Origin of the sequence: Streptomyces showdoensis, assembly GCF_039535475.1 — a bacterium.
Lineage (GTDB): Bacteria > Actinomycetota > Actinomycetes > Streptomycetales > Streptomycetaceae > Streptomyces > Streptomyces showdoensis.
The window spans coordinates 2,080,439-2,106,700 of the sequence record NZ_BAAAXG010000026.1 but is presented as its reverse complement, the minus strand read 5'-3'; the positions used below and the strand labels follow the sequence as shown (position 1 = coordinate 2,106,700).

The 26,262-nt window shown below is 72.2% G+C and carries 26 protein-coding genes; 12 read left to right on the top strand and 14 right to left on the bottom strand.

What is annotated here, in order from left to right; translation table 11 throughout:
• Positions 1-90 precede the first annotated feature (90 nt).
• The 6 genes from ABD981_RS22630 (at position 91) to cseC (ending at position 5,299) form a co-directional block, all read left to right on the top strand.
• Entirely contained in the window at positions 91-753 is a 663-nt protein-coding gene (locus ABD981_RS22630; protein WP_046911913.1) for a phosphatase PAP2 family protein, read from the top strand.
• Between the two features lie 33 nt (positions 754-786).
• On the top strand, positions 787-1,731 hold the full coding sequence (locus ABD981_RS22625; RefSeq protein ID WP_046911914.1) for an HhH-GPD family protein: 945 nt from the start codon (positions 787-789) through the stop codon (positions 1,729-1,731).
• A gap of 236 nt (positions 1,732-1,967) precedes the next feature.
• Positions 1,968-2,549: a SigE family RNA polymerase sigma factor gene (locus ABD981_RS22620; RefSeq protein WP_046911915.1), complete on the top strand. Its 582-nt coding sequence runs from the start codon at positions 1,968-1,970 to the stop codon at positions 2,547-2,549.
• Positions 2,537-3,214 carry a hypothetical protein gene (locus ABD981_RS22615; RefSeq protein WP_240495480.1) on the top strand — a complete coding sequence of 226 codons (678 nt, stop codon included), beginning with the start codon at positions 2,537-2,539 and terminating at the stop codon, positions 3,212-3,214. The genes ABD981_RS22620 and ABD981_RS22615 overlap by 13 nt, the downstream gene beginning before the upstream one ends.
• 18 nt (positions 3,215-3,232) lie before the next feature.
• A complete protein-coding gene (gene cseB / locus ABD981_RS22610) occupies positions 3,233-3,937 on the top strand; it encodes a two-component system response regulator CseB (protein ID WP_046911916.1) in 705 nt (234 codons plus the stop codon).
• A 48-nt stretch (positions 3,938-3,985) separates the two neighbouring features.
• Positions 3,986-5,299, top strand: a complete 1,314-nt coding sequence (gene cseC, locus ABD981_RS22605; RefSeq protein ID WP_046911933.1) for a two-component system sensor histidine kinase CseC — start codon at positions 3,986-3,988, stop codon at positions 5,297-5,299.
• 130 nt (positions 5,300-5,429) lie between these two features.
• Here the strand turns inward: cseC and ABD981_RS22600 are convergent, their stop codons facing one another.
• Positions 5,430-7,013, bottom strand: coding sequence for an MDR family MFS transporter (locus tag ABD981_RS22600; RefSeq protein WP_046911917.1), 1,584 nt, complete (start codon positions 7,011-7,013; stop codon positions 5,430-5,432).
• Positions 7,014-7,120: 107 nt separating this feature from the next.
• Here ABD981_RS22600 and ABD981_RS22595 point away from each other — a divergent pair, with 107 nt between their 5' ends.
• Positions 7,121-7,684, top strand: a complete 564-nt coding sequence (locus ABD981_RS22595; protein WP_046911918.1) for a TetR/AcrR family transcriptional regulator — start codon at positions 7,121-7,123, stop codon at positions 7,682-7,684.
• Between the two features lie 18 nt (positions 7,685-7,702).
• Here the strand turns inward: ABD981_RS22595 and ABD981_RS22590 are convergent, their stop codons facing one another.
• On the bottom strand, positions 7,703-8,377 hold the full coding sequence (locus tag ABD981_RS22590; protein ID WP_123955195.1) for a M23 family metallopeptidase: 675 nt from the start codon (positions 8,375-8,377) through the stop codon (positions 7,703-7,705).
• Positions 8,378-8,841: 464 nt separating this feature from the next.
• On the opposite strand from ABD981_RS22590, the gene ABD981_RS22585 reads away from it, so the two are divergent.
• Complete coding sequence (locus ABD981_RS22585) at positions 8,842-9,204, top strand: trypco2 family protein (protein WP_046911919.1); 363 nt, start codon at positions 8,842-8,844, stop codon at positions 9,202-9,204.
• Positions 9,201-11,969: a serine protease gene (locus ABD981_RS22580; RefSeq protein ID WP_046911920.1), complete on the top strand. Its 2,769-nt coding sequence runs from the start codon at positions 9,201-9,203 to the stop codon at positions 11,967-11,969. Before ABD981_RS22585 ends, ABD981_RS22580 begins: the two co-directional genes overlap by 4 nt.
• Before the next feature lie 61 nt (positions 11,970-12,030).
• Here the strand turns inward: ABD981_RS22580 and ABD981_RS22575 are convergent, their stop codons facing one another.
• Positions 12,031-14,553, bottom strand: coding sequence for an ATP-dependent Clp protease ATP-binding subunit (locus tag ABD981_RS22575; RefSeq protein ID WP_046911921.1), 2,523 nt, complete (start codon positions 14,551-14,553; stop codon positions 12,031-12,033).
• A gap of 473 nt (positions 14,554-15,026) precedes the next feature.
• On the opposite strand from ABD981_RS22575, the gene ABD981_RS22570 reads away from it, so the two are divergent.
• Complete coding sequence (locus ABD981_RS22570; RefSeq protein WP_046911922.1) at positions 15,027-15,644, top strand: SCO3374 family protein; 618 nt, start codon at positions 15,027-15,029, stop codon at positions 15,642-15,644.
• Here ABD981_RS22570 and ABD981_RS22565 read toward each other — a convergent pair.
• The 10 genes from ABD981_RS22565 to ABD981_RS22520 form a co-directional block, all read right to left on the bottom strand.
• Positions 15,623-15,961: a histone-like nucleoid-structuring protein Lsr2 gene (locus tag ABD981_RS22565; protein WP_046911923.1), complete on the bottom strand. Its 339-nt coding sequence runs from the start codon at positions 15,959-15,961 to the stop codon at positions 15,623-15,625. The two genes, ABD981_RS22570 and ABD981_RS22565, sit on opposite strands and share 22 nt — an antisense overlap.
• Before the next feature lie 131 nt (positions 15,962-16,092).
• A complete protein-coding gene (locus ABD981_RS22560; RefSeq protein ID WP_046911924.1) occupies positions 16,093-16,608 on the bottom strand; it encodes an amino-acid N-acetyltransferase in 516 nt (171 codons plus the stop codon).
• Between the two features lie 9 nt (positions 16,609-16,617).
• Complete coding sequence (locus ABD981_RS22555; RefSeq protein ID WP_046911935.1) at positions 16,618-17,040, bottom strand: BlaI/MecI/CopY family transcriptional regulator; 423 nt, start codon at positions 17,038-17,040, stop codon at positions 16,618-16,620.
• A gap of 131 nt (positions 17,041-17,171) precedes the next feature.
• The gene (locus ABD981_RS22550) at positions 17,172-17,348 is read right to left on the bottom strand and encodes a hypothetical protein (protein WP_046911925.1); all 177 of its coding nucleotides are present in this window, start codon (positions 17,346-17,348) and stop codon (positions 17,172-17,174) included.
• A gap of 14 nt (positions 17,349-17,362) precedes the next feature.
• Positions 17,363-17,968, bottom strand: a complete 606-nt coding sequence (locus tag ABD981_RS22545) for a hypothetical protein (RefSeq protein ID WP_046911926.1) — start codon at positions 17,966-17,968, stop codon at positions 17,363-17,365.
• Positions 17,969-18,073: 105 nt separating this feature from the next.
• On the bottom strand, positions 18,074-18,880 hold the full coding sequence (locus ABD981_RS22540) for a type III pantothenate kinase (protein WP_046911927.1): 807 nt from the start codon (positions 18,878-18,880) through the stop codon (positions 18,074-18,076).
• Positions 18,880-19,893 (bottom strand): carboxylating nicotinate-nucleotide diphosphorylase, encoded by a 1,014-nt coding sequence (gene nadC / locus ABD981_RS22535; RefSeq protein WP_046911928.1) that lies wholly within the window; start codon positions 19,891-19,893, stop codon positions 18,880-18,882. The genes ABD981_RS22540 and nadC overlap by 1 nt, the downstream gene beginning before the upstream one ends.
• Positions 19,890-21,581, bottom strand: a complete 1,692-nt coding sequence (locus ABD981_RS22530; protein WP_046911929.1) for an L-aspartate oxidase — start codon at positions 21,579-21,581, stop codon at positions 19,890-19,892. Before ABD981_RS22530 ends, nadC begins: the two co-directional genes overlap by 4 nt.
• A complete protein-coding gene (gene panC, locus ABD981_RS22525) occupies positions 21,578-22,585 on the bottom strand; it encodes a pantoate--beta-alanine ligase (protein WP_345530340.1) in 1,008 nt (335 codons plus the stop codon). The genes ABD981_RS22530 and panC overlap by 4 nt, the downstream gene beginning before the upstream one ends.
• Positions 22,582-23,505, bottom strand: coding sequence for a Rossmann-like and DUF2520 domain-containing protein (locus ABD981_RS22520; protein ID WP_345530338.1), 924 nt, complete (start codon positions 23,503-23,505; stop codon positions 22,582-22,584). Before ABD981_RS22520 ends, panC begins: the two co-directional genes overlap by 4 nt.
• Before the next feature lie 125 nt (positions 23,506-23,630).
• On the opposite strand from ABD981_RS22520, the gene ABD981_RS22515 reads away from it, so the two are divergent.
• Complete coding sequence (locus tag ABD981_RS22515) at positions 23,631-24,809, top strand: threonine aldolase family protein (protein WP_345530336.1); 1,179 nt, start codon at positions 23,631-23,633, stop codon at positions 24,807-24,809.
• Between the two features lie 43 nt (positions 24,810-24,852).
• Here ABD981_RS22515 and ABD981_RS22510 read toward each other — a convergent pair whose 3' ends face one another.
• Entirely contained in the window at positions 24,853-24,993 is a 141-nt protein-coding gene (locus ABD981_RS22510) for a hypothetical protein (protein ID WP_345530333.1), read from the bottom strand.
• Between the two features lie 100 nt (positions 24,994-25,093).
• On the opposite strand from ABD981_RS22510, the gene ABD981_RS22505 reads away from it, so the two are divergent.
• The gene (locus tag ABD981_RS22505) at positions 25,094-26,182 is read left to right on the top strand and encodes a DUF5937 family protein (protein ID WP_345530331.1); all 1,089 of its coding nucleotides are present in this window, start codon (positions 25,094-25,096) and stop codon (positions 26,180-26,182) included.
• The last annotated feature ends 80 nt before the right edge of the window (positions 26,183-26,262 follow it).

The following is a 26,262-nucleotide window of genomic DNA, read 5'->3' as shown; positions in this document are numbered from 1 at the left end:
CCTGTCGCCCCACCCCCTACTTTCGTCGAGGGCGGTCCTGGCCCTTGGTGTGGAGCGCAGCACTCCGTATGCCGGTTAACGTCGACGACCATGGACAACCTCCCTGCCCTCTCCGACGGCCTGTATCTCGACATCACGGATTTCGCCCACTCCACCCCGCACTGGTTCCAGCAACTGGCGGAGGTGTGGACGGAACTCGGGCTGCTGCTCTTCGGGGTGCTGTTCGCGGCCGGCTGGTGGCGGGCCCGCCGGGGCTCGGGCGACGCGATGGCGCTGGCGCTGCTCGCGCCGCTCGCGACGGCCTTCGGCTATGTGGTGAGCGAGGGCCTGAAGTCGCTGGTGGACGAGGAGCGCCCGTGCCGCGCGGTCGCCGGGGCACCCGCCTCGCTGGTCGCCTGCCCGCCGCACGGGGACTGGTCCTTCCCCAGCAACCACTCGGCCATCGCGGGCGCCGCGGCCGTCGCGCTCGCCCTGTCCTGGCGCGGGATCGTCTGGCTGACCGCTCCGATGGCGCTGCTCATGGCCTTCTCCCGGGTCTTCGTCGGCGTCCACTACCCGCACGACGTCACGGTCGGCCTGCTGCTCGGCGGCGCGGTCGCGTTCGTCGTCGTGAAGGCGGCGAAGCGGCCTGTCCGCTCCGTCGTCGAGGCGGCCCGGTCCAGCCGGAACGGCGCGGTGGTGTGGTGTGTGGGGCGCGGGCTCCCTGCGCACGCCTCCGCGCGCCCCGCGGGCGTGCGCCACGGCGCGTACTGATCGTCCGACCGACGTGCCAGGATCGGGGGTGCCATGACTTCGACTTTCCACGGTTCCCCCGCGTCCCCCGAGTCCCCCGAAACCTCCCCCGACGCCCCCGCCGGCGGCTCCGAGCTGCACGGGCCCGTCCTCGCCTGGTTCGACCGGCACGCCCGCGACCTGCCCTGGCGCCGCCCCGAGGCGGGGGCGTGGGGCGTGATGGTCAGCGAGTTCATGCTCCAGCAGACGCCCGTCGTGCGGGTGCTGCCCGTCTACGAACAGTGGCTGGCGCGCTGGCCGCGCCCCGCCGACCTGGCCGCCGACGCGCCCGGCGAAGCCGTCCGCGCCTGGGGCCGGCTCGGCTATCCGCGCCGCGCGCTCCGGCTGCACGCGGCGGCCGTGGCCATAACGGAACGGCACGGCGGCGACGTGCCCAGCGACCACGGCCAGCTGCTCGCGCTCCCCGGGATCGGGGAGTACACGGCCGCCGCGGTCGCCTCGTTCGCGTACGGGCAGCGGCACGCCGTCCTCGACACCAATGTGCGCCGGGTCTTCGCGCGGGCGGCGACCGGCGTGCAGTACCCGCCGAACGCCACCACCGCCGCCGAGCGCCGGCTGGCCCGCGCCCTGCTGCCGGACGAGGAGGCGACGGCGGCCCGCTGGGCGGCTGCCTCCATGGAGCTGGGCGCCCTCGTCTGCACCGCGAAGAACGAGGACTGCGGGCGCTGCCCACTGGCCGACCGGTGCGCCTGGCTGCTCTCCGGGAAGCCGGCCCACGACGGTCCGCCGCGCCGCGGCCAGACCTACGCGGGCACCGACCGGCAGGTGCGGGGCAAGCTGCTCGCCGTGCTGCGGGAGGCCGCGGACCCGGTGGAACAGGCCGACCTGGACGCGGTCTGGGACGAGCCCGTGCAGCGGGCCCGCGCCCTGGACGGGCTGGTCGCCGACGGCCTGGTCGAACCCCTGGAGGACGGCCGCTACCGGCTGCCGCTCTCCTGACCGGCGCGTCCCGCCCGGTACGCCCGGCCCCGCACGCCCGCCCGGCGGACGGGGCCCGTCCCCGCCCCGTACCCCCTCCGAAACCTCGGCCCGGACCCCGTACCGCCGCTGTTACACAACCGATGGGCAGCCGTGCGTCCGCCGACGGCTGCCACGCACAGCCCCGTGACAAGCGCTCCGTAGCGTCATCGACGTAAGCAGACAGGGCTGGTCACGGGGATCGGAGGCGGTTCGGCATGGCGCACGGCGAGGTGCTCGACTTCGAGGAGTACGTACGCACTCGGCAGGACGCGCTGCTGCGCAGCGCCCGTCGCCTCGTGCCCGACCCGGTGGACGCGCAGGACCTGCTGCAGACCGCGCTGGTCCGTACGTACGGCCGCTGGGACGGCATCGCCGACAAGTCGCTGGCCGACGCCTACCTCCGCCGGGTGATGATCAACACCCGCACCGAGTGGTGGCGGGCCCGCAAGCTGGAAGAGGTGCCCACCGAGCAGCTGCCCGACGCCCGCGTCGAGGACGCCACCGAGCAGCACGCCGACCGGGCTCTGCTCATGGACATCCTGAAGGTGCTCGCGCCGAAGCAGCGCAGCGTGGTCGTGCTGCGCCACTGGGAGCAGATGAGCACGGAGGAGACCGCTGCCGCGCTCGGCATGTCGACCGGTACCGTGAAGAGCACGCTCCACCGCGCGCTGGCCCGGCTGCGGCAGGAACTGGAGAGCCGGGCCGCCGAGGGCGACACCCGCGCCCTCCGGGCGGGGGTGCTGGAGCGGACCACGACCGTACGAGGCGAACGGGAGCAGGAGCGGTGCGCGGCCTGAGTGCCAGAGAACGGGCGGCGAGCATCACGGCGGTGGCCGGGCTCGCCGCCGTCGGCGTGCTCGTGGCCGGCTGCTCGACCGGTGGGACGGGCTCCCGCGACGAGGGCGCGGCCCGCTCCGACGAGGTCGCCTCGACGGCCCCGGCCACCTCGCCGCCCGCCGCCGCCGACGTGGAGAGCGGTGCGGCCCCGGCCGCCGAGCGGGTGGATCCGATCGCGCTGCTCAAGGCCGACCCGAAGATCGGCGAGCGGACGAAGGCCGACCTGAAGCCGTGCACGGCGAACGCCTACCCGGTGGACACCTCGTACGGGAACCTCACCAACTCGACCGCGCCCGACGTCGTCGTCAACGTGATGACCTGCGGTGACGCCGTCGGCATCGGCACGTACGTGTACCGCGAGGAGAACAACAGGTACACGAACGTCTTCATGGCCGAGGACGCCGCCGTCTACGGCACGATCGACCGCGGCGACCTGATCGTCACCAAGCAGGTGTACGCGAAGGGCGACCCGGTGGCGTACCCCTCGGGCGAGGACGTGATCACCTACCGCTGGTCGGGGAACAGGTTCACCCAGCACGACTGGGTGCACAACGACTACAGCAAGGCCGTCGGCGACGGTGGTATCGACGGTACCGAGCCCTCGCCGAGCGAGCCCGCGAACTGAAGGGCGGCGAGGCGCACCATGGCCGAGACCCATGTCCTGTTCGTCGAGGACGACGACGTCATCCGTGAGGCCACCCAGCTCGCGCTGGAGCGGGACGGCTTCACGGTGACCGCCATGCCCGACGGGCTGTCCGGACTGGAGGCCTTCCGCGCCGACCGCCCCGACATCGCGCTCCTGGACGTGATGCTGCCGGGCATGGACGGCGTCAGCCTGTGCCGGCGGATCCGGGACGAGTCGACCGTGCCGGTGATCATGCTCTCGGCGCGGGCCGACTCCATCGACGTCGTCCTCGGCCTGGAGGCCGGGGCCGACGACTACGTCACCAAGCCCTTCGACGGCTCCGTGCTGATGGCCCGGATCCGGGCGGTGCTGCGCCGCTTCGGCCACGCCGGCGGCCCGGGCGCCGGGGACGGCGGCCGTGAGGAGCCCGCCGAGGGCGGCCTGCTCGCCTTCGGCGACCTGGAGGTCGACACCGAGGGCATGGAGGTGCGCAAGGGCGGGGTGACGGTCGCGCTCACCCCGACCGAGATGCGGCTGCTCCTGGAGTTCTCCACGGCGCCCGGCACGGTGCTGTCCCGCGACAAGCTCCTGGAGCGGGTCTGGGACTACGGCTGGGGCGGCGACACCCGCGTGGTGGACGTCCATGTGCAGCGGCTGCGCACGAAGATCGGCCAGGACCGGATCGAGACGGTCCGCGGTTTCGGATACAAGCTCAAGGGGTGACCCGGCCGGGTCACCGAGGACGCAGAGGATGAAGCAGGTCAGCAGGTGGTGAAGGGGCTCGCCCTCCGTACGGGGGTCCGCTGGAAGATCGCCGTCGCCATCGCGGCGGTCGGCGCTCTCATCGCGGTCACGCTCAGCCTGGTCGTCCACAACGCGGCCCGCGTCTCGATGCTCGACAACGCGCGCGACGTGCAGATGTGGCGACTGCTCTTCGCCCAGCGCGTGTACGAGACCTCCAAGCCGAAGGAACCGCGCTTCGGCACCAAGATCAACGACCCGGCGCTGCCGCCCCAGCTCGACCAGCTGATGCGCGACAAGCGGCGCGGCACCTACGTGCAGGAGCACCGCGAGGGGCCGCCGGACGTGTGGGCGGCCGTGCCGCTCGCCAACGGCGACGTCCTCTCGCTGCACGTGCCCTTCGCCGACCGCAGCGCCACGATCATGAAGGACCTGGACCGGGCCCTGATCATCGGCTCGGTGTCGGTGGTCTTCGGCGGCTGCGCGCTCGGCGTCCTCATCGGCGGCCAGCTCTCCCGGCGGCTGCGCAAGGCGGCCGCGGCGGCCGGGCGGGTCGCCCAGGGCAACACCGACGTCCGGGTCCGGGACGCCATCGGCGGCGTCGTACGGGACGAGACCGACGAACTGGCCCGCGCCGTCGACGCCCTCACGGACGCCCTGAACGAGCGGATCGAGGCCGAGCGGCGGGTCACCGCGGACATCGCGCACGAGCTGCGCACCCCGGTCACCGGGCTGCTCACGGCGGCCGAGCTGCTGCCGCCCGGGCGGCCGAGCGAACTCGTGCGGGACCGGGCGCAGGCCATGCGGACCCTGGTCGAGGACGTCCTGGAGGTGGCCCGGCTGGACAGCGCGTCCGAGCGGGCCGAGCTCCAGGAGCTCGCGCTGGGCGAGTTCGTGGCGCGCCGGGTGCGGGTGCTCGACCCGGAGGCGGCGGTCCGGGTCGTCCACGAGTCGTGGGTGAACACCGATCCGCGCCGCCTGGAGCGCATCCTCGGCAACCTCCTCGCCAACGCCGCCAAGCACGGCAAGGGCCCGGTGGAGGTCACCGTCGAGGGCCGGGTGGTCCGGGTCAGGGACCACGGCCCCGGCTTCCCCGAGGCGCTCCTCCAGGACGGCCCGAGCCGCTTCCGTACGGGCAGCAGCGACCGCGCGGGCCAGGGCCACGGCCTGGGCCTGACCATCGCGGCCGGCCAGGCCCGGGTCCTCGGCGCCCGGCTGACCTTCCGCAACGCGGCCCCCGAGGGCACCCCGGAGGGCTCCGGCGGCGCCATCGCGGTGCTGTGGCTGCCGGAGCACGCCCCGACGGCCACGGGCAGCTTCCCCGTGCTGCGGCTGGCCGACTAGTCCCCCAGGACTCCTCGTAGTCCCGCCGGCAGTCGTCGGTGCGGAAGGCGCCACTGACGACGGCCCCCTCGCCGGTGGGCGAGGGGGCCGTCGTGGGGTGCGGTCCGGGTCGGACGGGGGTCGGACGGGGTCAGACGGCCTCGGCGACCGCGGCGTCCTTCGCCGTCCCGGCGGCTTCCGGCTTGGCGGCCGGTCCGGTCCCGCGGAGCGCCACCTCCTTGACGAAGAAGGCGAGGGCGAAGCCGAGGACGGCGACGGCCGAGCCGACCAGGAAGGCGGAGTGGGTGCCGGAGGCGACGGCGTGCTGGTACGCCTCGCGCACCGCCTCGGGGAGCCGGGCGAGGCTGGCGGCGTCGAGCTGGGCCGAGTGCGCGGTCGCGGCGCCGCCGCCGCGGGCCGCCATCTCGTCCTGGACCTTGTTGGTGAACAGGGCGCCCATGATCGCGACGCCGAAGGAGGAGCCGAGGGTGCGGAAGAGCGTGGTCGAGGAGGAGGCGACGCCCATGTCCTTCATCTCGACGCTGTTCTGCGCGACGAGCATCGTGATCTGCATCAGGAAGCCCATACCGGCGCCGAGGACCGCCATGTAGACACCGGAGAGGAAGCGGGTGGTGTCGGTGTCCATGGTGGAGAGCAGGTACAGGCCGGTGACCATGAGCGCGCCGCCGATGATCGGGAAGACCTTGTACTTGCCGCTGTTGGTGGTGACGCGGCCGACGACCAGCGAGACGACCATCATCGACAGCAGCATCGGCAGGAGCAGCAGGCCCGAGTTGGTGGCCGAGGCGCCCTGGACGGACTGCTGGAACAGCGGCAGGAAGAGCACCGCGCCGAACATCACGAAGCCGGTGATGAAGCCGATCAGGGACATCAGGGTGAAGTTGCGGCTGCGGAAGATGTGCAGCGGCATGATCGGGTCGCTCGCGCGGGTCTCGACGAAGAGGAAGGCCGCCAGGGCCAGGACGCCGCCGACCGCGAGGCCGACGATGGTGGCCGAGCCCCAGGCGTACTCCGTGCCGCCCCAGGTGGTGACCAGCACGATCGCGGTGATGCCGAGGGTCAGCAGGCCGGCGCCGAGGAAGTCGATCCGGGTGCCGTCGGCACGCTGCTTCTTCGGCAGGTGCAGCACGGTGGTGATCATGGCGAGGGCCACGACGCCGAGCGGCAGGTTGATGTAGAAGGACCAGCGCCAGCCCCAGTGGTCGGTGATGGAGCCGCCGACCAGCGGTCCGCCGATCATGGCGAGGGCCATCACGCCGGCCATCATGCCCTGGTACTTGCCGCGCTCACGGGGCGGGATCAGATCGCCGATGATCGCCATCACGCCGACCATCAGACCGCCGGCGCCCAGGCCCTGGACGGCGCGGAAGCCGATGAGCTGGCCCATGTCCTGCGCCATGCCGCTGAGGGCGGAGCCGATCAGGAAGATCACGATCGAGGTGAGGAAGACGCCCTTGCGGCCGAACATGTCGCCGAGCTTGCCCCAGATCGGGGTGGAGGCGGCGGTGGCCAGGGTGTAGGCGGTGACGACCCAGGAGAGGTGCTCCAGGCCGCCGAGCTCGCCGACGATGGTCGGCATCGCGGTGCCGACGATCATGTTGTCCAGCATCGCGAGCAGCATCGCGATCATGAGGGCGAGCAGGACGACACGGACGCTGCGCGGCTGCCGGGCCTCCCCCTCGGCCGATTCCCGAACCGTTTGTTGCGTCGCCATGTCGCGCTCCCCGTTTCCTTACTTGCCGCCCGGCTAGTTACTACAATGGGGACGGTAGACCCCGAACTTGCCGGTCGTCAAGTAAGTATCTGTGGAAGCGAGAGACCATGGCCCAGGCCCGAGGCAACACCCGCCAGCGCATCCAGGACGTGGCCCTCGAACTCTTCGCCGAGCAGGGGTACGAGAAGACCTCACTGCGCGAGATCGCGGAACGCCTCGACGTCACCAAGGCCGCGCTCTACTACCACTTCAAGACCAAGGAAGACATCCTGATCGGCATCTTCGAGGACCTCACCCGTCCCATGGACGAGCTGATCGCCTGGGGCCACGACCAGCCCCGCACCCTGGAGACCAAGCAGGAGATCCTGCGCCGCTACCAGGAGGCACTGCTCGCCGCGGCCCCCCTCTTCCGCTTCATGCAGGAGAACCAGGCCACCGTGCGCGAGCTGAGCATCGGCCTCACGTTCAAGGAGCGCATGATCGCGGTGATCGGGCTGATCCAGGAGCCGGAGTTCTCCATGACGGACAAGGTCCGCTCGGTCAGCGCGATCTTCACGATGCACGCCGGCACGTTCTTCATGGAGAACATCGAGGGCGACGCCGAGGAGAAGCACGAAGCCGTCCTCGAGGTCGCCCTCGATCTGATCGGTCAGGCCCACCAGGGGGCCTGACCGGCGTCCATCCTCGCGTCAGATGGAGACGCCGTGGGACCGCAGGAAGGCGGCCGGGTTCACGGCGGAGCCGTAGTTCGGGGTGGTGCGGATCTCGAAGTGCAGGTGCGGGCCGGAGCTGTTGCCGGTGTTGCCCGAGAGGGCGATCCGCTGACCGGCGGCGACCGACTGGCCGACGTTCACCTGGATCTTCGAGAGGTGGGCGTACTGCGAGTACGTGCCGTTGGCGTGCTTCACGACGATCGCGTTGCCGTACGCCGGGCCGTCGCCGCCACCGTTGGGGCCGGCCTTCACGACGGTGCCGGCCGCGGCGGCCTTGACCGGGGTGCCGACCGGGACGGCGAAGTCCTGGCCGGAGTGCTTGTGGGCCCACATGGCGCCGCCCTGGTTGTAGCTGGCGGACAGCGTGTAGGCGCTGACGGGCTTGACCCAGGCGGCGGACTTCTTGGCGGCCACGGTCTTGGCCTGCGCCTTGACGGCGGCGGCCTTCACCTGGGCGGCGGCCTTGGCCTGGACGGCGGCCTGGTTCGCGATCGCGGTGGACGTGGCGCTCACGGGGGACGCGACGGCGGCCGTGCCCTCGGCGGCGAAGGCGGACCCGGCCCCGGCCACCAGCGACGCTCCCAGGCCGGCGGTGGCGAGGGTGGCGACGGCGGCGATACGGATGCTGGGCTTCATGACGCGCTTCGACATACGGGGGTGAACCTCCGGACAGAACGGGACCCGACGCGACAGCGGTCTGCGCCGGGCTTGCTCATCCTTGGTAACCCGGACCCCCAGCCAGCCCAAAACACCTCATCTACGACATCCCGTCGTAGCGATCTCCGGAGAAGATCGACCCTTGACGACCCGGAAGCGGGTCCACGAAATCGGACATAACCTCCCTGATCGATCGGTTTAACCCCACGTCGCGAGCGTCCCGAACCGCCCGAAAGGCTGCGCGATGTCCCCTTCGGGCCCTCCGGGACCAAAGTCCCGGAGGTTGAGCCGCATACGTCCCGGTTTCTGATGAGAACAAACGACTATTCCACTTAGTACCCTCCGAAACGCCTGTGCGGCTTGTCACCACGGCCGCACCCCGAATGGGACCTGGGTCACGCGACCGAACCCTCCGGAACCCCCTCCACGACCCTCCGCACGGCACTAACTTCCGAGCCATGACCCAGGACATCTCCACGATCGAACTCGCCGACGCGATCGCCGCCGTGCGCGACCAGCTCGTCGACGCCGCCGCCCGCGCCACCGGACAGCCCGTCGGCTTCGAGGTCGGCGACATCCAGATGGAGTTCACGATCGAACTCCGCAAGGAGCTCAAGGGCGGCACCAAGGTCAAGGCCTGGGTCGTCGAAGCCGGAGCCGACGCCTCCCGCACCCGCGGCGAGACCCACCGCGTCTCCTTCACCCTGAAGCCGCGGAACACGGCGACCGGCGGGGCGTGGCTGGTGGGGAACGAGGAGGAGGCGGACCTGTCCGGGTTCGGGCGGGCCGGGGACCAGGGCGACGGGGCTGAGGGACGGTGACGGCGGACCTCGTCTTCGCGGTCCTGGGACGGCAGCAGGGCAGCGGGGTGCTCGTGGCCCCGGGGACGGTACTGACCAGCGCCCATGTCCTCGCCGGGGCCCACAGCGCCATGGTGGTGGCGCCGGGGCAGGACCCGACCCGGTTACGGGTGGTGTGGTCGGACGACACGCTCGACGCGGCGCTCCTGCAGGGCGACACGGGCGGCACCCCGGCCCCGCCGCTCGGCACGGTCATCACCGCCCGCCCGATACCCGGCTGCGAAATCATCGGCTATCCCAGGATCCAGCGGTACGACGGACGGAAGCCGGACCTCGACCAGTACACCGGCACCGTGCTGCCCATGGCCGGCCTGCTCCGCCGCACCCTGACCGTCGAACTGGACCACCCGCCCGTCACCGCCGACGAGGACGGCCCCTCCCCGCTCGCGGGCCTCTCCGGCGCACCCGTCTTCGCCGGCGAGAAGCTCCTCGGCATCGTCCGCGCCGTCCCTCGCGGCCGGGGCCACCAGCGCCTGGAATGCGTCTCCCTCACCGCCGTCCTCGCCGACGACGAGGCACGCCAGTGGCTCCCCGCCGTCACCGTGGCGACCACCGGCGCCCACCCCCGTGACGACTTCTACGAGGAGGAGTACGGCGAAGCCCTCGGCGCCGCCTACCGCCGCACCAAGATCTTCGGGCTCGACGAGCTGGGCAAGCGCGCCTCCGAATGGGACCTCGACACCGCCTACCTCTCCCTGGAGGCCACCTCCCGCGACCGGGAGGCCGTCCCCGCCCCCCGCCGCATCGACGACCTGCTCGCCGCCCGCCCCCGCGTGCTGCTCCGCGGCGACGCGGGCGCCGGGAAGACCACCCTCATGTGGTGGCTGGCCGCCCACGCCGCCGCCGGCACCCTCGGCCCGGAGCTCGCCGAGCTCAACGGCCTCGTCCCCTTCGTCGTACCGCTGCGGTCGTTGCGGGCCCGGGGCAACGGCTTCCCGTCCCCCGCCGAGCTGCCCGGCGTGGCCGGGCTCATGATCGACACGGCGCCCGAGGGGTGGGCGGGGCGGGTGCTCGCCGCCGGGCGGGGGCTGCTGCTGGTGGACGGCCTGGACGAGGTCACCCAGGGCGACCGGGAGGACGCCCACGCCTGGCTCAGCGGGCTCCTGGCCCGCTACCCCGCCACCCGCTGCGTGGCGACCGTACGCCCGCACGCCGTGGCCGCGGACTGGCTGGGCGCCGAGGACTTCGAGGAGCTGACCCTCCTCCCCCTCCGGGGCGACGACATCCAGGCCTTCGTCGCCGCGTGGCACCAGGCCGCCCGGCTCGACGCGGGCTCCGGGGAGAACCTGGCCGACCTCGAACACGATCTGGCCCAGCAGTTCCGCCACAATCCGAACCTCGCCGACCTGGCCCGCACCCCGCTCCTCTGCGCGGTGATCTGCGCCCTGCACCGCCAGCGGGAGGGCTTCCTGCCCGAGAACCGCTGGGAGCTCTACGACTCCGCGCTCAGGATGCTGCTCGGCGCCCGCGACGAACGGCGCCGCATCGACGCCCCCGACGGCATCCGCATGACGGTGGAGGAACACACCCAGCTCCTCCAGCGCCTGGCTGCGTGGCTGGTCCGCGTCGGCCAGACCGAGTTCACCCGGGAACAGGCCGAGCAACGCCTCGAGCGCGACCTGCCGGGCATGCCCCGCGTCCGGGAACAGGGGAGCACCACCGAGATCCTCACCCACCTCGTCAACCGCAGCGGTCTCCTCCAGGAGCGCACGGACGAGGTCTTCCAGTTCGCCCACCGCACCTTCCAGGACTTCCTGGCCGCGAAGGAGTTCGTCGAGGACGACGTCCTCCCGGAACTCCTCCGCCACGCCCACGACCAGCAGTGGCACGACGTCCTCCTGCTGGCCGCCGGTCACTGCAAGCGCCGCGACCTTCCGGTGCTGGTGGCGGGCCTCCTGGAGGCGGGCTCCGCGACGCGCAAGCGGGACCTGAAGACGACTCTGTACGTCCTGGCCGCGCTGGCCGCCCAGCACGCGGCGTGGCTGGACGATTCACTGAGGTGGCGCGTGCAGAGGGCGGTGAAGTCGGTGGTGCCTCCACGGAACCCGGAACAGGTGACGCAGCTGGCCCGGCTGGGCGAGTACGTGCTGCCGTTGTTGCCAGGGCCCCAAGAGGCGTCCAAGGACAACATGGACATGATCACCGGGCTGATCTCCGCGATCGGCGGGACGACCGCACTCCCCTACGCCCGCGCGTTCGCCGAGGCCGGTGAGGCACACCGGTTCGCGTCGAACTGGGACACCTTCCCGCCGGAGGCCTTCGCCCGGGAGGTCCTCATCCACCTGCAGGACCAGGACCTGGTCAGCGCCTACGGCTCACGGCAACTGCGCTTCCTGCGGGAGCTGCCCCACCTCAAGCAGGTCCTCGTCATGGGCGACCTGCCCGCGGACGAGATCGTCGAAGCACTCGGCAACCGCCCGCTCCGTCATCTCAGCATCGCCATCAACGGGCGTCTGGACACACTCGACCTTCTGTCCTCCCTCGACTGCTCCCAGCTCCGCGGTCTGCTCGTCAGCAACTGCCCGCTCATCACACGCCTGGATGCGATAGGAGAACTGCGCAATCTCAGGTTGCTCACGCTCGGCAACGTACGGGACACCGACGGAACACTCGATCTGACGCCGCTCCACGGCTTGCCCGAAGCCCTCGCGATCATGGTCTCCGGCGTCCCGGCCAAGAGCCTCCTCGGCGCCGCCGCCCTGGGCGACCGCCTGACCGTCAAATGACAAAGGGGCGGCCCCGGAACCCACAGGTTCCGGGGCCGCCCCTCACGGCATCAGCCGAGCGTCACGCTTCCTTGGACAGGTTCGGACCCGCCCCGCCCGCCGCCTCGATCGGAGGGACGTCCGGCAGGGCCGACTTCTCCTCGCCGCGGAAGGTGAAGGTGCGCTCCTCGCCCTCGCCCTCCGTGTCCACGACCACGATGTGACCGGGGCGCAGGTCGCCGAAGAGGATCTTCTCCGACAGCGTGTCCTCGATCTCGCGCTGGATCGTCCGGCGGAGCGGACGGGCGCCGAGCACCGGGTCGTAGCCCTTCTTGGCGAGCAGCTCCTTCGCGGACTGGGAGAGCTCGATGCCCATGTCCCGGTCCTTCAGGCGCTCGTCCACGCGGCCGATCATCAGGTCGACGATCTGGAGGATGTCGTCCTGGGTCAGCTGCGGGAAGACGATGATGTCGTCCACACGGTTGAGGAACTCCGGGCGGAAGTGCTGCTTCAGCTCGTCGCTGACCTTCGCCTTCATCCGCTCGTAGTTGGACTTCGTGTCGCCCTGGGCGGCGAAGCCCAGGTTGAAGCCCTTCGAGATGTCCCTGGTCCCGAGGTTGGTCGTCATGATGATGACCGTGTTCTTGAAGTCCACGACCCGGCCCTGGGAGTCGGTCAGGCGACCGTCCTCCAGGATCTGGAGAAGGGAATTGAAGATATCGGGGTGGGCCTTCTCGACCTCGTCGAAGAGGACCACGGAGAACGGCTTGCGGCGCACCTTCTCGGTGAGCTGGCCGCCCTCTTCGTAGCCGACGTATCCGGGCGGAGAACCGAAGAGCCGGGAAACCGTGTGCTTCTCGCTGAACTCCGACATGTCGAGGGAGATCATCGCGTCCTCGTCGCCGAAGAGGAATTCGGCGAGCGCCTTGGACAGCTCGGTCTTACCGACACCGGACGGACCGGCGAAGATGAACGAGCCACCGGGGCGCTTCGGGTCCTTCAGACCGGCCCGCGTACGGCGGATGGCCCGCGAGAGGCCGATGACGGCGTCCTTCTGGCCGATGACGCGCTTGTGGAGCTCGTCCTCCATGCGCAGCAGGCGGCTCGACTCCTCCTCGGTCAGCTTGAAGACCGGGATGCCGGTGGCGGTCGCGAGGACCTCGGCGATCAGCTCGCCGTCGACCTCGGCGACGACGTCCATGTCGCCGGCCTTCCACTCCTTCTCCCGCTTGGTCTTCGCGGCGAGGAGCTGCTTCTCCTTGTCGCGCAGGGAGGCGGCCTTCTCGAAGTCCTGCGAGTCGATCGCGGACTCCTTGTCCCGGCGGACGGAGGCGATCTTCTCGTCGAACTCGCGGAGGTCCGGCGGCGCGGTCATCCGGCGGATGCGCATCCGGGAGCCGGCCTCGTCGATCAGGTCGATCGCCTTGTCCGGGAGGAAGCGGTCCGAGATGTAGCGGTCGGCCAGGGTCGCGGCCTGGACCAGCGCCTCGTCCGTGATGGAGACGCGGTGGTGGGCCTCGTACCGGTCGCGCAGACCCTTGAGGATCTCGATCGTGTGCGGCAGCGACGGCTCCGCGACCTGGATGGGCTGGAAGCGGCGCTCGAGGGCGGCGTCCTTCTCCAGGTACTTGCGGTACTCGTCGAGCGTGGTGGCACCGATGGTCTGGAGCTCACCGCGGGCCAGCATCGGCTTGAGGATGCTGGCGGCGTCGATCGCGCCCTCGGCGGCGCCCGCACCCACCAGGGTGTGGAGCTCGTCGATGAACAGGATGATGTCGCCGCGGGTGCGGATCTCCTTGAGGACCTTCTTCAGGCGCTCCTCGAAGTCACCGCGGTAGCGGGAGCCGGCGACCAGCGCGCCGAGGTCCAGGGTGTAGAGGTGCTTGTCCTTGAGGGTCTCGGGCACCTCGCCCTTGACGATGGCCTGCGCCAGGCCCTCGACGACGGCGGTCTTGCCGACGCCGGGCTCGCCGATGAGGACCGGGTTGTTCTTGGTGCGGCGGGACAGCACCTGCATGACCCGCTCGATCTCCTTCTCGCGCCCGATGACCGGGTCGAGCTTGGACTCGCGGGCCGCCTGGGTGAGGTTGCGGCCGAACTGGTCGAGGACCAGGGACGTCGAGGGCGTGCCCTCGGCAGGACCGCCGGCGGTGGCGGCTTCCTTGCCCTGGTAGCCGGAGAGCAGCTGGATGACCTGCTGCCGCACCCGGTTGAGATCGGCGCCCAGCTTCACGAGGACCTGGGCGGCGACGCCCTCGCCCTCGCGGATCAGGCCGAGCAGGATGTGCTCGGTGCCGATGTAGTTGTGGCCGAGCTGGAGGGCCTCCCGGAGCGACAGCTCCAGGACCTTCTTGGCACGAGGGGTGAAGGGGATGTGGCCGGACGGGGCCTGCTGGCCCTGACCGATGATCTCCTCCACCTGCTGGCGGACCGCCTCGAGCGAAATCCCGAGGCTCTCCAGGGCCTTAGCGGCGACACCCTCACCCTCGTGGATAAGGCCCAGGAGGATGTGCTCGGTGCCGATGTAGTTGTGGTTGAGCATCCGGGCTTCTTCCTGAGCCAGGACGACAACCCGCCGCGCGCGGTCGGTGAACCTCTCGAACATCGTTAATCGCTCCTCAGAGCGGTCAGTCAGTTAGGGGTCGATCCCCTCCCTGTCCTTCCGCAGCTTAGTCCCGCAAGCGGGGACCGCTCATTCCAACTGCCGACATCCGTCCGGATCACCCCCTTACTTCTTGGGGAGACCTGCTGCCGAACAGCCGACAAATGCTCCAACTCGATGGTGCGAGACGATGTTCCCGCAGGCCAAGTAGTTACCCGCACCTCCAGTACGCCGATGGCGAACGTGAGACGCGGCGGCCCGCGAGGCACCCCTCCTCACATGGAATGTCTTACCCGTAAGGACCGACACTCCATGCGGCACACCCCGGTTCCCTCCGCTACGGGCGAACACCCTTGCGCTCTCGAATGCACCCGTACGCCCCCATCATGGACACTCCGCGCATCGGATCAAGGACCTTCCGCCACCGGGTGCGTCCACCGACGTAACCAAGAAGCCCCCGAAGGCGTTCCTCCGGTATGGCCCTCACCGTCCCGCTCCCCCGCTCGCCGCTCGACGGCGGCACGGCCGGGTGGTACGAGACCGAGCTCGGCTGGGCGACCGTGGCCGGACCTCCGGTGCAGCTCGTGACGGGGCTGCGCTTCGACGTGCTCGAAATGCCCGCCGCGGCCGGTCGCGGGGTGCTGCGCCGGATGGGCGCCGGCACCGGACCCGTGGCCCTCATGGGGCGGCGGATGCGGCTGCTCGTGGCAGCGGGGAGCGCGGAGGAGCTGCCCGGACTGCTCGAGTGGCTGGAGTGGGGCGGGATCTCGCTGGATCTCGCGGCGCTGGGCACCGACGGCCGGATGACCGCGCCCGTTCCCCCTGGCTGGAGCCGTTCCGGTGCTCCCGGCGCCCCGGTGTGGCTGCGGGCCCCGGAGCCGGGACGCGAGGTGGAGTCCTCGCTGCCGGCCCTGCGGCCCACGGTGCGCGGGCGCGCCGCGGCCGAGGGGTCCGCCCCCTGTCTGGCGCGGCTCGTGGCCGCCGCCGCCGCGGAGTGCCACCGGGTGCGGCTGCTGAGTGCCGCCCGGAACCACCCGCGGGGGGCGGGCCCGGCGACTCGGCAGCCGGCGCCTCAGCGGTTGGCGTCCTCGTAGGCAGCCTTGATCTCCGCGGGCACGCGGCCGCGGTCGTTCACGTTGTAACCGTTCTCCTTGGCCCACGCGCGGATCTTCGCGGTGTCCGGGCTGCCGCCGGAGGCGACGACACGGCCCTTGCCCCGGGCGCCGGCGCTGCGGCCACCGGTGCGACGACCGCTCTTGGTGTACGGCTCGAGCAGGTCGCGGAGCTTGTCCGCGTTGGCGGTGGTGAGGTCGATCTCGTAGGACTTGCCGTCCAGAGCGAACGTCACGGTCTCGTCCGCCTCGCCGCCGTCGAGGTCATCGACAAGAAGGACCTGAACCTTCTGTGCCACCGGATTTCCTTTCATCGAAAATGCAGTACGCGGAAAGGAAACCGCTTTTCCCGGAAAAACACAAACCCCTGGCAGAGGTTCAGAACCCCGGCAACGCGGGAAACGTGCGCGATTCGGACATAGGCACCGGCTCACAGGTGCAGAAGCATCCGGCTGTTGCCCAAGGTGTTCGGCTTCACTCGTTCGAGACCGAGGAACTCCGCGACGCCCTCGTCATAGGAACGCAGGAGCTCGCTGTAGACATCTCCGTCGACCGGAGTCTCACCGATCTCGACGAAGCCGTGCTTCGCGAAGAAGTCGACTTCGAAGGTGAGGCAGAAAACCCTGCGGACACCGAGCCATCGGGCGGTGTGGAGCAACTTGTCCAGCACCTGATGTCCCACTCCGGAGCCCTTGAAGCCGGGATCGACGGCGAGAGTACGGACTTCGGCGAGGTCTTCCCACATCACGTGGAGCGCGCCGCAGCCGACGACCGTCGCGTCGTCGTCGCGTTCGGCGACCCAGAACTCCTGGATGGACTCGTAAAGCGTCACGGTCGCTTTGTCGAGCAGGATGCCGCGTCGCACGAAGGGGTCGACGAGACGGCGCACGGCGGCGACATCGGAGGTGCGGGCCCGGCGTACGGTGACGGCATTGGCGGAAGGCATGGGGGGACGTTATCGCCCCCGGCCCCCCGGCTCGGCGCCGCCCTGCTCAGGGGCCGCGGCCGGCTCGGGACTGTCCCGCTGGACCATACGCACGGCGTCGTTCAGGGCCTCGCGCTGTTCGGGCGACATCATGCCGAAGAAGGCGACCAGGGCGGCGGCGGGGTTGTCGCTCTGCGCCCAGGCTTCGTTCATCAGTGCGGCCGAGTAGGCGGCTCGGGTGGAGACCGCCGTATATCGATAGGCGCGGCCTTCGACTTCCCTGCGGACCCAGCCCTTCTGATGGAGATTGTCCAATACGGTCATGACGGTGGTGTAGGCGATGGACCGTTCCTGCTGGAGATCCTCCAGGACTTCCCGGACGGTCACCGGGCGGTTCCATTGCCAGACGCGGGTCATGACGGCGTCTTCCAGCTCTCCCAATTGGCGGGGCACAGCGTCACCATAGTGCGCGGCGACCGGATAATCCCCCATCGGCGCACATTCGCGAAGAAAACGCCCTGCAAGAGCGCAAAAAGGACGTACGGCCTGACGGCGGTCGTACGTCCTCGGGGCTTGCGGTCCCGTTACGGGGTGGCGTCGCCCTGCTGCCGGGTGGACTCGGCGCGGGCCAGCGCGGCGTCCACGATCGCGTCCTCCTTGGCCTTGTTCGGGCCGCCCTGGCTCTTCACGATCGTGACGACCAGGCCGATGAAGAAGACGGCCATCACGACGGGGGGCAGGAGCGCGGATACGTAGTCCATGGCATCCAGACTAGCTAGCCCGCGACGCGTTCCTCGGGCGGGGGCGGGGGTACCGGCCGCCGGCGTGGCGGGAAGACCTCGGAGGGCTTGGGCACCGGGCGCTCGCCGGGCGCCGGCGGCTTGGGCGCGGGCTTCCCGGGCGTGCCCGGCCCGGATCCGCCGTCGGCGGCGGCGCGACCGCCGGGCAGGGCGAGCAGCCGGGCGCGGGGGGCTCCGGAGACGGCGCGGACCGGGGCCTGCGCCTGGGCCACGCGGGCCAGCCGGGCGCGGACGGATCGTTCCGCCAGCACCTGGCAGCGGGCGAGCAGCGCACCGGCGGCGGGGTTGGCCCGCAGCGCCCGCAGGGCCGCGAGGTCGTCGGCGCCGGGGTCGTAGCCGGCCGCCAGGGCGTCCTGGAGAAGCTCCAGGTAGCCCGTCAGGGAGCCGGGCAGGGCCTGCCGGTAGCGGACCAGGTCGGCGAGGAGGAAGGCGCGCAGCCGGCCGGCCTCGGCCACCGTCTCGTCCACGGATTCGGCCAGGCGCAGGCAGTCCTGGACGTCGTCGTCCTGAAGGGGGGCGGGGTTGAGGGCAGTGGCGAGGGCGCGGCGGAGGACACGCAGCTCGTCCGCGCTGAACGCCATGCCGCCGCGGGATCCGTAGGGCGTGGGCATGGACCGACGATACGCGCTAATCGGACAAATCTCCCGCTTTTCGATCTTCCCGGCGGGTCGGCCCCGCCGGGAGGATCACAGCCGCGAGACGTTGCGTTCGTACACCAGCCGCAGGCCGATCAGGGTCAGCCACGGCTCATGGGCGGCGATCTCCTTGGAGTCGGCCAGCACCATCGGCGCCAGGCCGCCGGTGGCGATCACCGTCACCTGCGAGGGGTCCCCGTTCGGGCCGGCCAGCTCGCGCTTCATCCGCCCGACCACGCCGTCGACCTGCCCGGCGTAACCGAAGACGATGCCCGACTGCATGGCCTCGACCGTGTTCTTGCCGATCACGCTGCGCGGCCGGGCCAGCTCGATCTTGCGGAGCATGGCGCCCTTGACGCCCAGCGCCTCCACCGAGATCTCTATGCCCGGGGCGATCGCGCCGCCCGCGTACTCGCCGCGCGCGGTGACCGCGTCGTACGTCGTCGCCGTGCCGAAGTCGACGACGATCGCCGGACCGCCGTACAGCTCGACGGCCGCGACCGCGTTGATGACCCGGTCGGCGCCGACCTCCTTCGGGTTGTCCGTGAGGACCGGGACGCCCGTCTTGACGCCCGGCTCCACCAGGACCGCCGGGACGTCCCCGTAGTAGCGGCGCGTCACCTCGCGCAGCTCGTGCAGCACCGAGGGGACCGTCGCGCAGATGGCGATCCCCCCGATGCCGTCGCTCAGCTCGACGCCGAGCAGCGGATGCATGCCCATCAGGCCCTGCAGCAGCACCGCCCACTCGTCGGCGGTGCGGCGCGGGTCCGTGGAGATGCGCCAGTGCTCCACGATCTCGTCGCCGTCGAAGAGGCCGAGGACCGTCTGGGTGTTGCCGACGTCGATCGTGAGCAGCATCAGACGGCCGCCTCGCGCAGGTCGAGCCCGATGTCCAGGATCGGGGACGAGTGGGTGAGCCCGCCCACCGCCAGGTAGTCCACGCCGGTGGCCGCGTACGCCGCCGCGTTCTCCAGGGTGAGCCGGCCGGAGGACTCCAGGACCGCCCGGCCCGCGACCAGCGCCACGGCCTCCTCGGTCTCGCCCGGGGTGAAGTTGTCCAGCAGGATCAGGTCGGCGCCCGCGTCCAGGACCTCGCGGACCTGGTGCATCGTGTCGACCTCGACCTCGATCGGGACCTCCGGGAACAGCTCCCGCACGGCCTTGAAGGCCTCCGCGACGCCACCGGCGGCCACCACGTGGTTGTCCTTCACCAGCGCCGCGTCCGACAGCGACATGCGGTGGTTCACGCCGCCGCCGCAGCGCACCGCGTACTTCTCCAGGGCGCGCAGGCCCGGAGTCGTCTTCCGGGTGTCACGGACCTTCGCCCGGGTGCCCTCCAGGGCGTCCGCCCAGGCGCGGGTGGCGGTGGCGATGCCGGACAGGCGGCACAGGATGTTCAGGGCGCTGCGCTCGCCGGTGAGCAGGTCACGGGTGCGGGCGGTGACGCTCAGCAGCTTGTCGCCGGCCTCGACCCGCTCGCCGTCCTCGACGTGCCGCTCGACCTCGAACTCGTCGGTGCAGACGATCGACAGCACCGCCTCGGCGACCCGCAGACCCGCCACCACACCGGCCTCACGGGCGGTGAAGTCGGCGGTCGCGACGGCGTCCTCGGGGACGGTCGCCACGGTCGTCACGTCCACGCCGCCGTCGAGGTCCTCGGCGATGGCCAGGTGCGCGATGTCCTCGACCTGCACCGGGTCGAGCCCCGCGTCGGCGAGCAGCTGGGCGAGCGCCGGGTCGAGCCCGCACTCGAACTCCTCCGCGCCGCCACAGCCGCAGCCGTCGCCGCAGCCGCCGCCCTCGGCGGGCGCGTTGATCTGGATGAGGGGGACGTCCACGGGCTGCGGACGTGCTTCTTCGGGCGTGCTCACGACTGCGGCTCCATGGATGCGTCGGGGGTTACGGGAGGAAAGTCTGCGGTGGCGGTGCGGCGGACCACCAGTCGGCGGTCGGACGTCAGCCGGACGACCAGGTGGCGGCGCCAGTGCGCGTCGTCCCGGTCGGGCCGGTCCTCGCGCCAGTGGCAGCCGCGGGTCTCCTCGCGCTCCTGCGCGGCGGCCACCAGGACCCGGGCGACGCACAGCAGATTGGTGGTCTCCCAGGAGTCGACCCCCGGCTCGGCCGCCTTGCGCTCGCCCTCGGCGTCCAGCCGGAGCGCCTCCAGGGCGTCGGCCGCGTCGGACAGGCTCCCGGCCGACCGCAGCACGCCGGCGCCCTCGGTCATGGTCCGTTGGATGTCCCGGCGGACCTCGGGGCCGAGCAGCGTCAGCACCGTGGACCCGTCCTCGGCGACCGGCAGCCCCTCGCGGTGCGGGCCGTGCGCCGTGATGTCGTCGGCGATCCGCTCGGCGAAGACCAGGCCCTCCAGGAGCGAGTTCGAGGCGAGCCGGTTGGCACCGTGCACGCCCGTGCAGGCGACCTCGCCGCACGCGTACAGGCCCGGCACCGTCGCCCGGCCGCGCAGGTCGGTGCGGACGCCGCCGGAGGCGTAGTGGGCCGCCGGGGCGACCGGGATCGGCTCCGTGACCGGGTCGATGCCGTGCGCCCGGCAGGCCGCCAGGATCGTCGGGAAGCGCTGCTCCCACATCTCGGCGCCGAAGTGGCGGCCGTCGAGGTACATGTGCTCGGCGCCCTGCTCCTGCATCCGGCGCGTGATCGCCTTGGCGACGATGTCCCGGGGCGCCAGCTCGGCCAGCTCGTGCTGCCCCAGCATGAAGCGGACCCCGTCGGCGTCGACGAGGTGGGCGCCCTCGCCCCGTACCGCCTCGGAGACCAGCGGCTGCTGGCCCTCCGAGCCGGCGCCGAGGAACAGCACCGTCGGGTGGAACTGCACGAACTCCAGGTCCGAGATCTCCGCCCCCGCGCGCAGCGCCAGCGCCACGCCGTCGCCGGTGGAGACCGCGGGGTTGGTGGTGGCCGAGAAGACCTGCCCCATCCCGCCCGTGGCGAGGATCACGGCCGGCGCGCGGACGGCACCGACGCCGTCGTGCTGACCCTCGCCCATCACGTGCAGGGTCACGCCCGCCGTACGGCCCTCGGCGTCCTTCAGGAGGTCCAGGACGAGCGCGTGCTCGATGGTGTGCACACCCCGGTCGCGTATCGCCTCGACCAGCGCGCGGGAGATCTCCGCGCCGGTCGCGTCGCCGCCGGCGTGCGCGATCCGGCGGCGGTGGTGGCCGCCCTCGCGGGTCAGCGCGATCTCGCCCCCGTCCGTACGGTCGAAGTCGGCGCCCGTCGCGATCAGCCGGCGCACCGCGTCCGGCCCCTCGGTGACCAGCGCCCGCACGGCCTGCTCGTCGCAGAGCCCGGCGCCCGCCACCAGGGTGTCGTCCAGGTGCTGCTCGGGGGTGTCGCCCTCGCCGAGCGCGGCGGCGATGCCGCCCTGTGCCCAGCGGGTCGAGCCGTCGTCGAGCAGGGCCTTGGTGACGACGACCGTGCGCAGCCCCGCGGCGGTGCAGCGCAGGGCCGCGGTCAGCCCGGCGACACCGGAGCCGACCACGACGACGTCGGCGTCGATGGACCAGCCCGGGGCGGGCGCCTGCAGCCGTATTCCGGTCACTTCACGGCTCCGAAGGTCAGGGGGATGTTGTCGATGAGCCGCGTGCTCCCCACGCGCGCGGCGACGGCGAGGATCGCCTCTCCGTCGTGCCCGTCCTCGACCTCGGTGAAGTCGGCCGGGTCGACCAGGGCGAGATAGTCCAGGGTGAGCGGCGGCTCGGCGCGCGCCGCGTCCTCGAGCACGCCGCGGGCGGTCGCCCGCACCGCCTCGGCGCCCCTGCCCTCGGCCGCCTGGGCGACCGCGTGCGCGTCGGCGGCGGCCCGGGCCTCGCCGAGCCGCGACAGCGCCTCCGCGCGGGCGTCGGCCCGTCCCTGGGCACCCGGCAGCGCGGCCGCGCGGGCGCGCAGCGCCTCCTGGGCGGCCAGCCGGTCGCGGGCGGCGAACAGCGCGCGGGACAGCGCCAGCGCCGTACGCCGCTCCTCGGCCGACAGGTAGCGGTTGCGGCTGGACAGGGCGAGGCCGTCGGACTCGCGGACGGTCGGCACGCCGACGATCTCGACCGGGAAGTTCAGGTCGCGGACCATGCGGCGGATCAGGGCCAGCTGCTGGGCGTCCTTCTGACCGAAGAAGGCCAGGTCGGGCGCGGTCAGGTGGAGGAGCTTGGCGACGACGGTGAGCATCCCGTCGAAGTGCCCGGGCCGGGAGGCGCCTTCGAGGCGCTCGCCCATGGGCCCGGCCGTGATCCGCACCTGCGGCTCGCCCCCCGGGTAGACCTCGTCGACCGCCGGGGCGAACACGGCGTCGGCGCCGGCCGCCTCCGCGAGCGCCAGGTCGGAGTCCAGGGTCCGCGGATAGCGGTCGAGGTCCTCGCCGGCACCGAACTGGAGCGGGTTGACGAACACGGTGACGACGACGGTGCCGTCGGCCCCGACCCGTTCCCGGGCGGCCCGCACCAGCGTGGCGTGGCCCTCGTGCAGGGCGCCCATGGTCATGACGACGGCCCGCCGCCCGGCGCCCTTCAGCGCCCGCAGCTCCTCACCCGTACGCACCGGAGCGATGGTCATCGGCGGTCATCCCCCTCGGCGAGCACGCCCAGCAGATCCTCGGCCAGCTCGGGCTTGAGCAGGCCGTGCGCGAGCGCCCGGTCGGCGGTCGCGCGGGCCATCGCCAGATAGCCCGCGACGGTGCCGGGCGCGTGCTTGTGCAGCTCGGCGACGTGCGCCGCGACCGTCCCGGCGTCGCCGCGGGCGACCGGCCCGGTCAGGGCGGCGTCGCCGGACCGCAGCGCGTTGTCCAGGGCGGCGCCGAGCAGCGGCCCGAGCATCCGGTCGGGAGCGGAGACCCCGGCCGAGCGGAGCAGCTCCATGGACTGGGCGACCAGGGTGACCAGGTGGTTCGCACCGAGGGCGAGGGCCGCGTGGTAGAGCGGCCGGTTCTCCTCGGCGATCCACTCGGGCTCGCCGCCCATCTCGATGACGAGCGCCTCCGCGGCGAGCCGCAGCTCGTCGGGGGCGGTGACGCCGAACGAGCAGCCGGCCAGCCGCTGGACGTCCACGGAGGTGCCGGTGAAGGTCATGGCGGGGTGCAGGGCGAGCGGCAGCGCACCCGCGCGGCGCGCGGGGTCGAGCACCCGGACCCCGTACCGCCCGGAGGTGTGCACGATCAGCTGTCCCGGCCGTACGGCCCCGGTGTCGGCGAGCCCCTCGACGAGCCCGGGCAGGGCGTCGTCGGGCACCGTGAGCAGCACCAGGTCCGCCACGGCGAGCACCCGGACGGGCTCCATGACGGGCACGTCGGGCAGCAGGACGGCGGCCCGGCGGCGGGAGGCCTCGGAGACCGCCGACACGGCGACGGTGCGGTGCCCGGCGAGCTGCAGCGCCGCGGCGAGGACGGGTCCCACCCGCCCCGCTCCCACGACGCCGACGGCGAGCCGGGCGGGCCGGTCCTCGGCCCGGGGCTGCCGGTTCTCTGGTGGTGCGTTCACGATCGGGTCGGCCTTCCGTTCCAGTCCGCGGGGGGTACCGGACGATTTCTGGTCATGCTACGCCAGCGTTTCGCGCGGCCCCGTGGCTGTCCACAGGGTGTGGGCGACGGTGTGATGATCTGCCCATGGAGACAGACCAGCAGACCGACACCGGCACCACCCCCGACGCGGCGGACCCGACGGCCGCCCTCCGCCGGGCCCTGCGCGAGGCCCCGCGCAAGCTGTGGGACGCCTCCCCCGACGGCACGGTCGCGGCCCGCCTGCGCGAGCTGGCCGACTGGGCGGCGGAGAGCCCGCACGCGGACGCCCCGCTGGACCTCTACGGCGACGGCGTCGTCGCCGAGCTGGAGACCCGGATCGCCCGCGAGCTGGGCTTCCCGGCGGCGGCCTTCTTCCCCACCGGGACGATGGCCCAGCAGGTGGCGCTGCGCTGCTGGGCCGCCCGCACCGGCAACCCGGTCGTGGCCCTCCACCCCCTGGCCCACCCCGAGCTCCACGAGGACCAGGCCTTCACGGCGCTCTCCGCCCTCCGCACGACCCACCCCACGACGGACCCCCGCCTGCCGACGGCGGAGGAGATCCGCGAGCACCCGGAACCGTTCGGCACCCTGATGCTGGAGCTCCCCCTGCGCGACGCGGGCTTCGTGCTCCCGTCCTGGGAGGAGCTGACCGACGCGGTCGAGGCGGCCCGCGAGCGCGACGCCGTGATCCACTTCGACGGCGCCCGCATCTGGGAGACGCCGACGCATTTCGGCCGCGAGCTCCCCGAGATCGCGGCGCTCGCCGACACCGTGTACGTGTCGTTCTACAAGTCGCTCGGCGGCATGTCGGGCGCCGCCCTGGCCGGCCCCGAGGACCTGATCGCCGAGGCCCGCCTGTGGCGCCACCGTTATGGCGGCGACGTCTTCCAGCAGTACCCGGCGGCCGTGTCGGCCCTGCGCGGCCTGGACACGGAACTCCCCCGGCTCCCGGCCTACGTGGCCCACGCCCGCATGGTGGCGCAAGCCCTCCGGGAGACCTTCGAGGAAGCGAAGCTCCCCTGGTTCCGCGTCCACCCGGACCAGCCCCACACCCACCAGTTCCAGGTCTGGCTCCCGTACCCCCCCGAGGCCCTCACCGCGGCCTCGCTGGCCCTCGCCGAGGAGGGCACCGCCCTGTTCCGCCGCTGGTTCCCGGCCCCTGCGGGCGGCCCGCCCGGCCTGTCGGTCACCGAGGTGACGGTCAGCGCCCCGGGCCTGGACTGGACGGCGGACGACGTGAGGACGGCGACCCGCGGCTTCCTGGCGCGGCTGACCGGCCACTAGGCGCCCCACCGGCGGGAGCGGGGGCCGGGCCGGGGGGGCCGCGTCACCGCACGGGCCGCCGCAGCAGCCACCGCACCACCGCCCGCAGCACGGCGACATCGTGCGTGCCCGGCACGGGAGGCGGGGGCTGACGGCGCTGATCGGCCCGGTAGCTGTCCAAGAGGTACTGGTGAAGGGCGTTCATGAGCACACCGTGCGCCCGGCCGGCCCGCCCGGGCCCGCCGATTGACGCCCCTGGTCAAATGGCGGGACAGCACCCCCGTCCGCCCCCGCACCATAGGGGGGTGAGCGTGACGATCGACATCACCGGACTGCCGCACGAGCGGATCAGCTTCTGCCCCTCGCCGCTGGCCGAGCTGGGCAACGCCCTGCACGCGCTGGCCGAGCCTGCCCACCACGCCCGGCTGCACGCCTGGACGACGACGACCTCCGCCGGCCTCAAGCCGGAGCTGGCGGACCGGCTGCACGAGGCCGACTTCATGTGGCGGTCCACCCGTTCCGACTTCCTGCTGCCGGCGGAACCCCGCGAGACCCTGGCCGAGGAGCTGGACGACCTCGACCGTCTGGACGACGAGAAGTTCGTGGGCGCGGCCCTGGAGATCTCGTGCAGCAGCCGCTACTCCGAGGGCATCCCGTCCCCGCTGGTCGACGAGCAGAGCCGCCGCCGCGCCCTGGACCTGGCCGCCGCGCGGGGCCCGCGCCAGGCCGCGTTCGTGGAGCGGATGCTGGCCGAGCCGACGGCGGTACGCGCCTGGATACGCCGCCTCCTGGAGGACTGCGACGACGCGTTCTTCGCCGACACCTGGCGCCGGGTGCGCGTCCAGCTCGCCGCCGACGCCCGCCACAAGACGGAGCTGCTGCGCCGCAAGGGCCTCGGGGAGGCGCTGGCGGCGGCCTCCCCGGCGCTCAGCCTGGAGGAGGGCCCGCACGGCAGCCGGATCGTCGTGGACAAGCTGGTGCACGGCAGGACGGAGGCCCTGGGCACCGGGGTGACGCTGGTGCCGACGGCCTTCGGCTGGCCGCACCTGTTCGCGACGAGCGCGCCCGGCTGGCAGCCGGTGATCCAGTATCCGGCGGCGACGCGTGACGTCGGCGGCGCGGAGCCGGTGGAGACGGTCAAGGCACGCCTGGAGGCGATCGCCCACCCGATGCGGATGCGGCTGTGCCGGAACCTGGCGCGCGGCCCGTACTCGACGAGCGAGCTGGCCGACGCGTACGGCATCACGGCCCCGGAGGTCTCCCGCCACCTCTCCGTCCTGAAGAAGGCGGGCCTGCTGACGACCCAGCGCCGGGGCCGCTACGTGCTGCACCAGCTGGACTTCTCGGTGGTGGCGAGACTGGGCAGCGACTTCCTGGAGTCGGTACTCCGCTGAAGCCGGTACTCCGCTGGAACCGGTACTCCGCTGAGGCCGGTACTCCGGCGAATCCGAGACCCCGACCCCGGCGAGGCCGG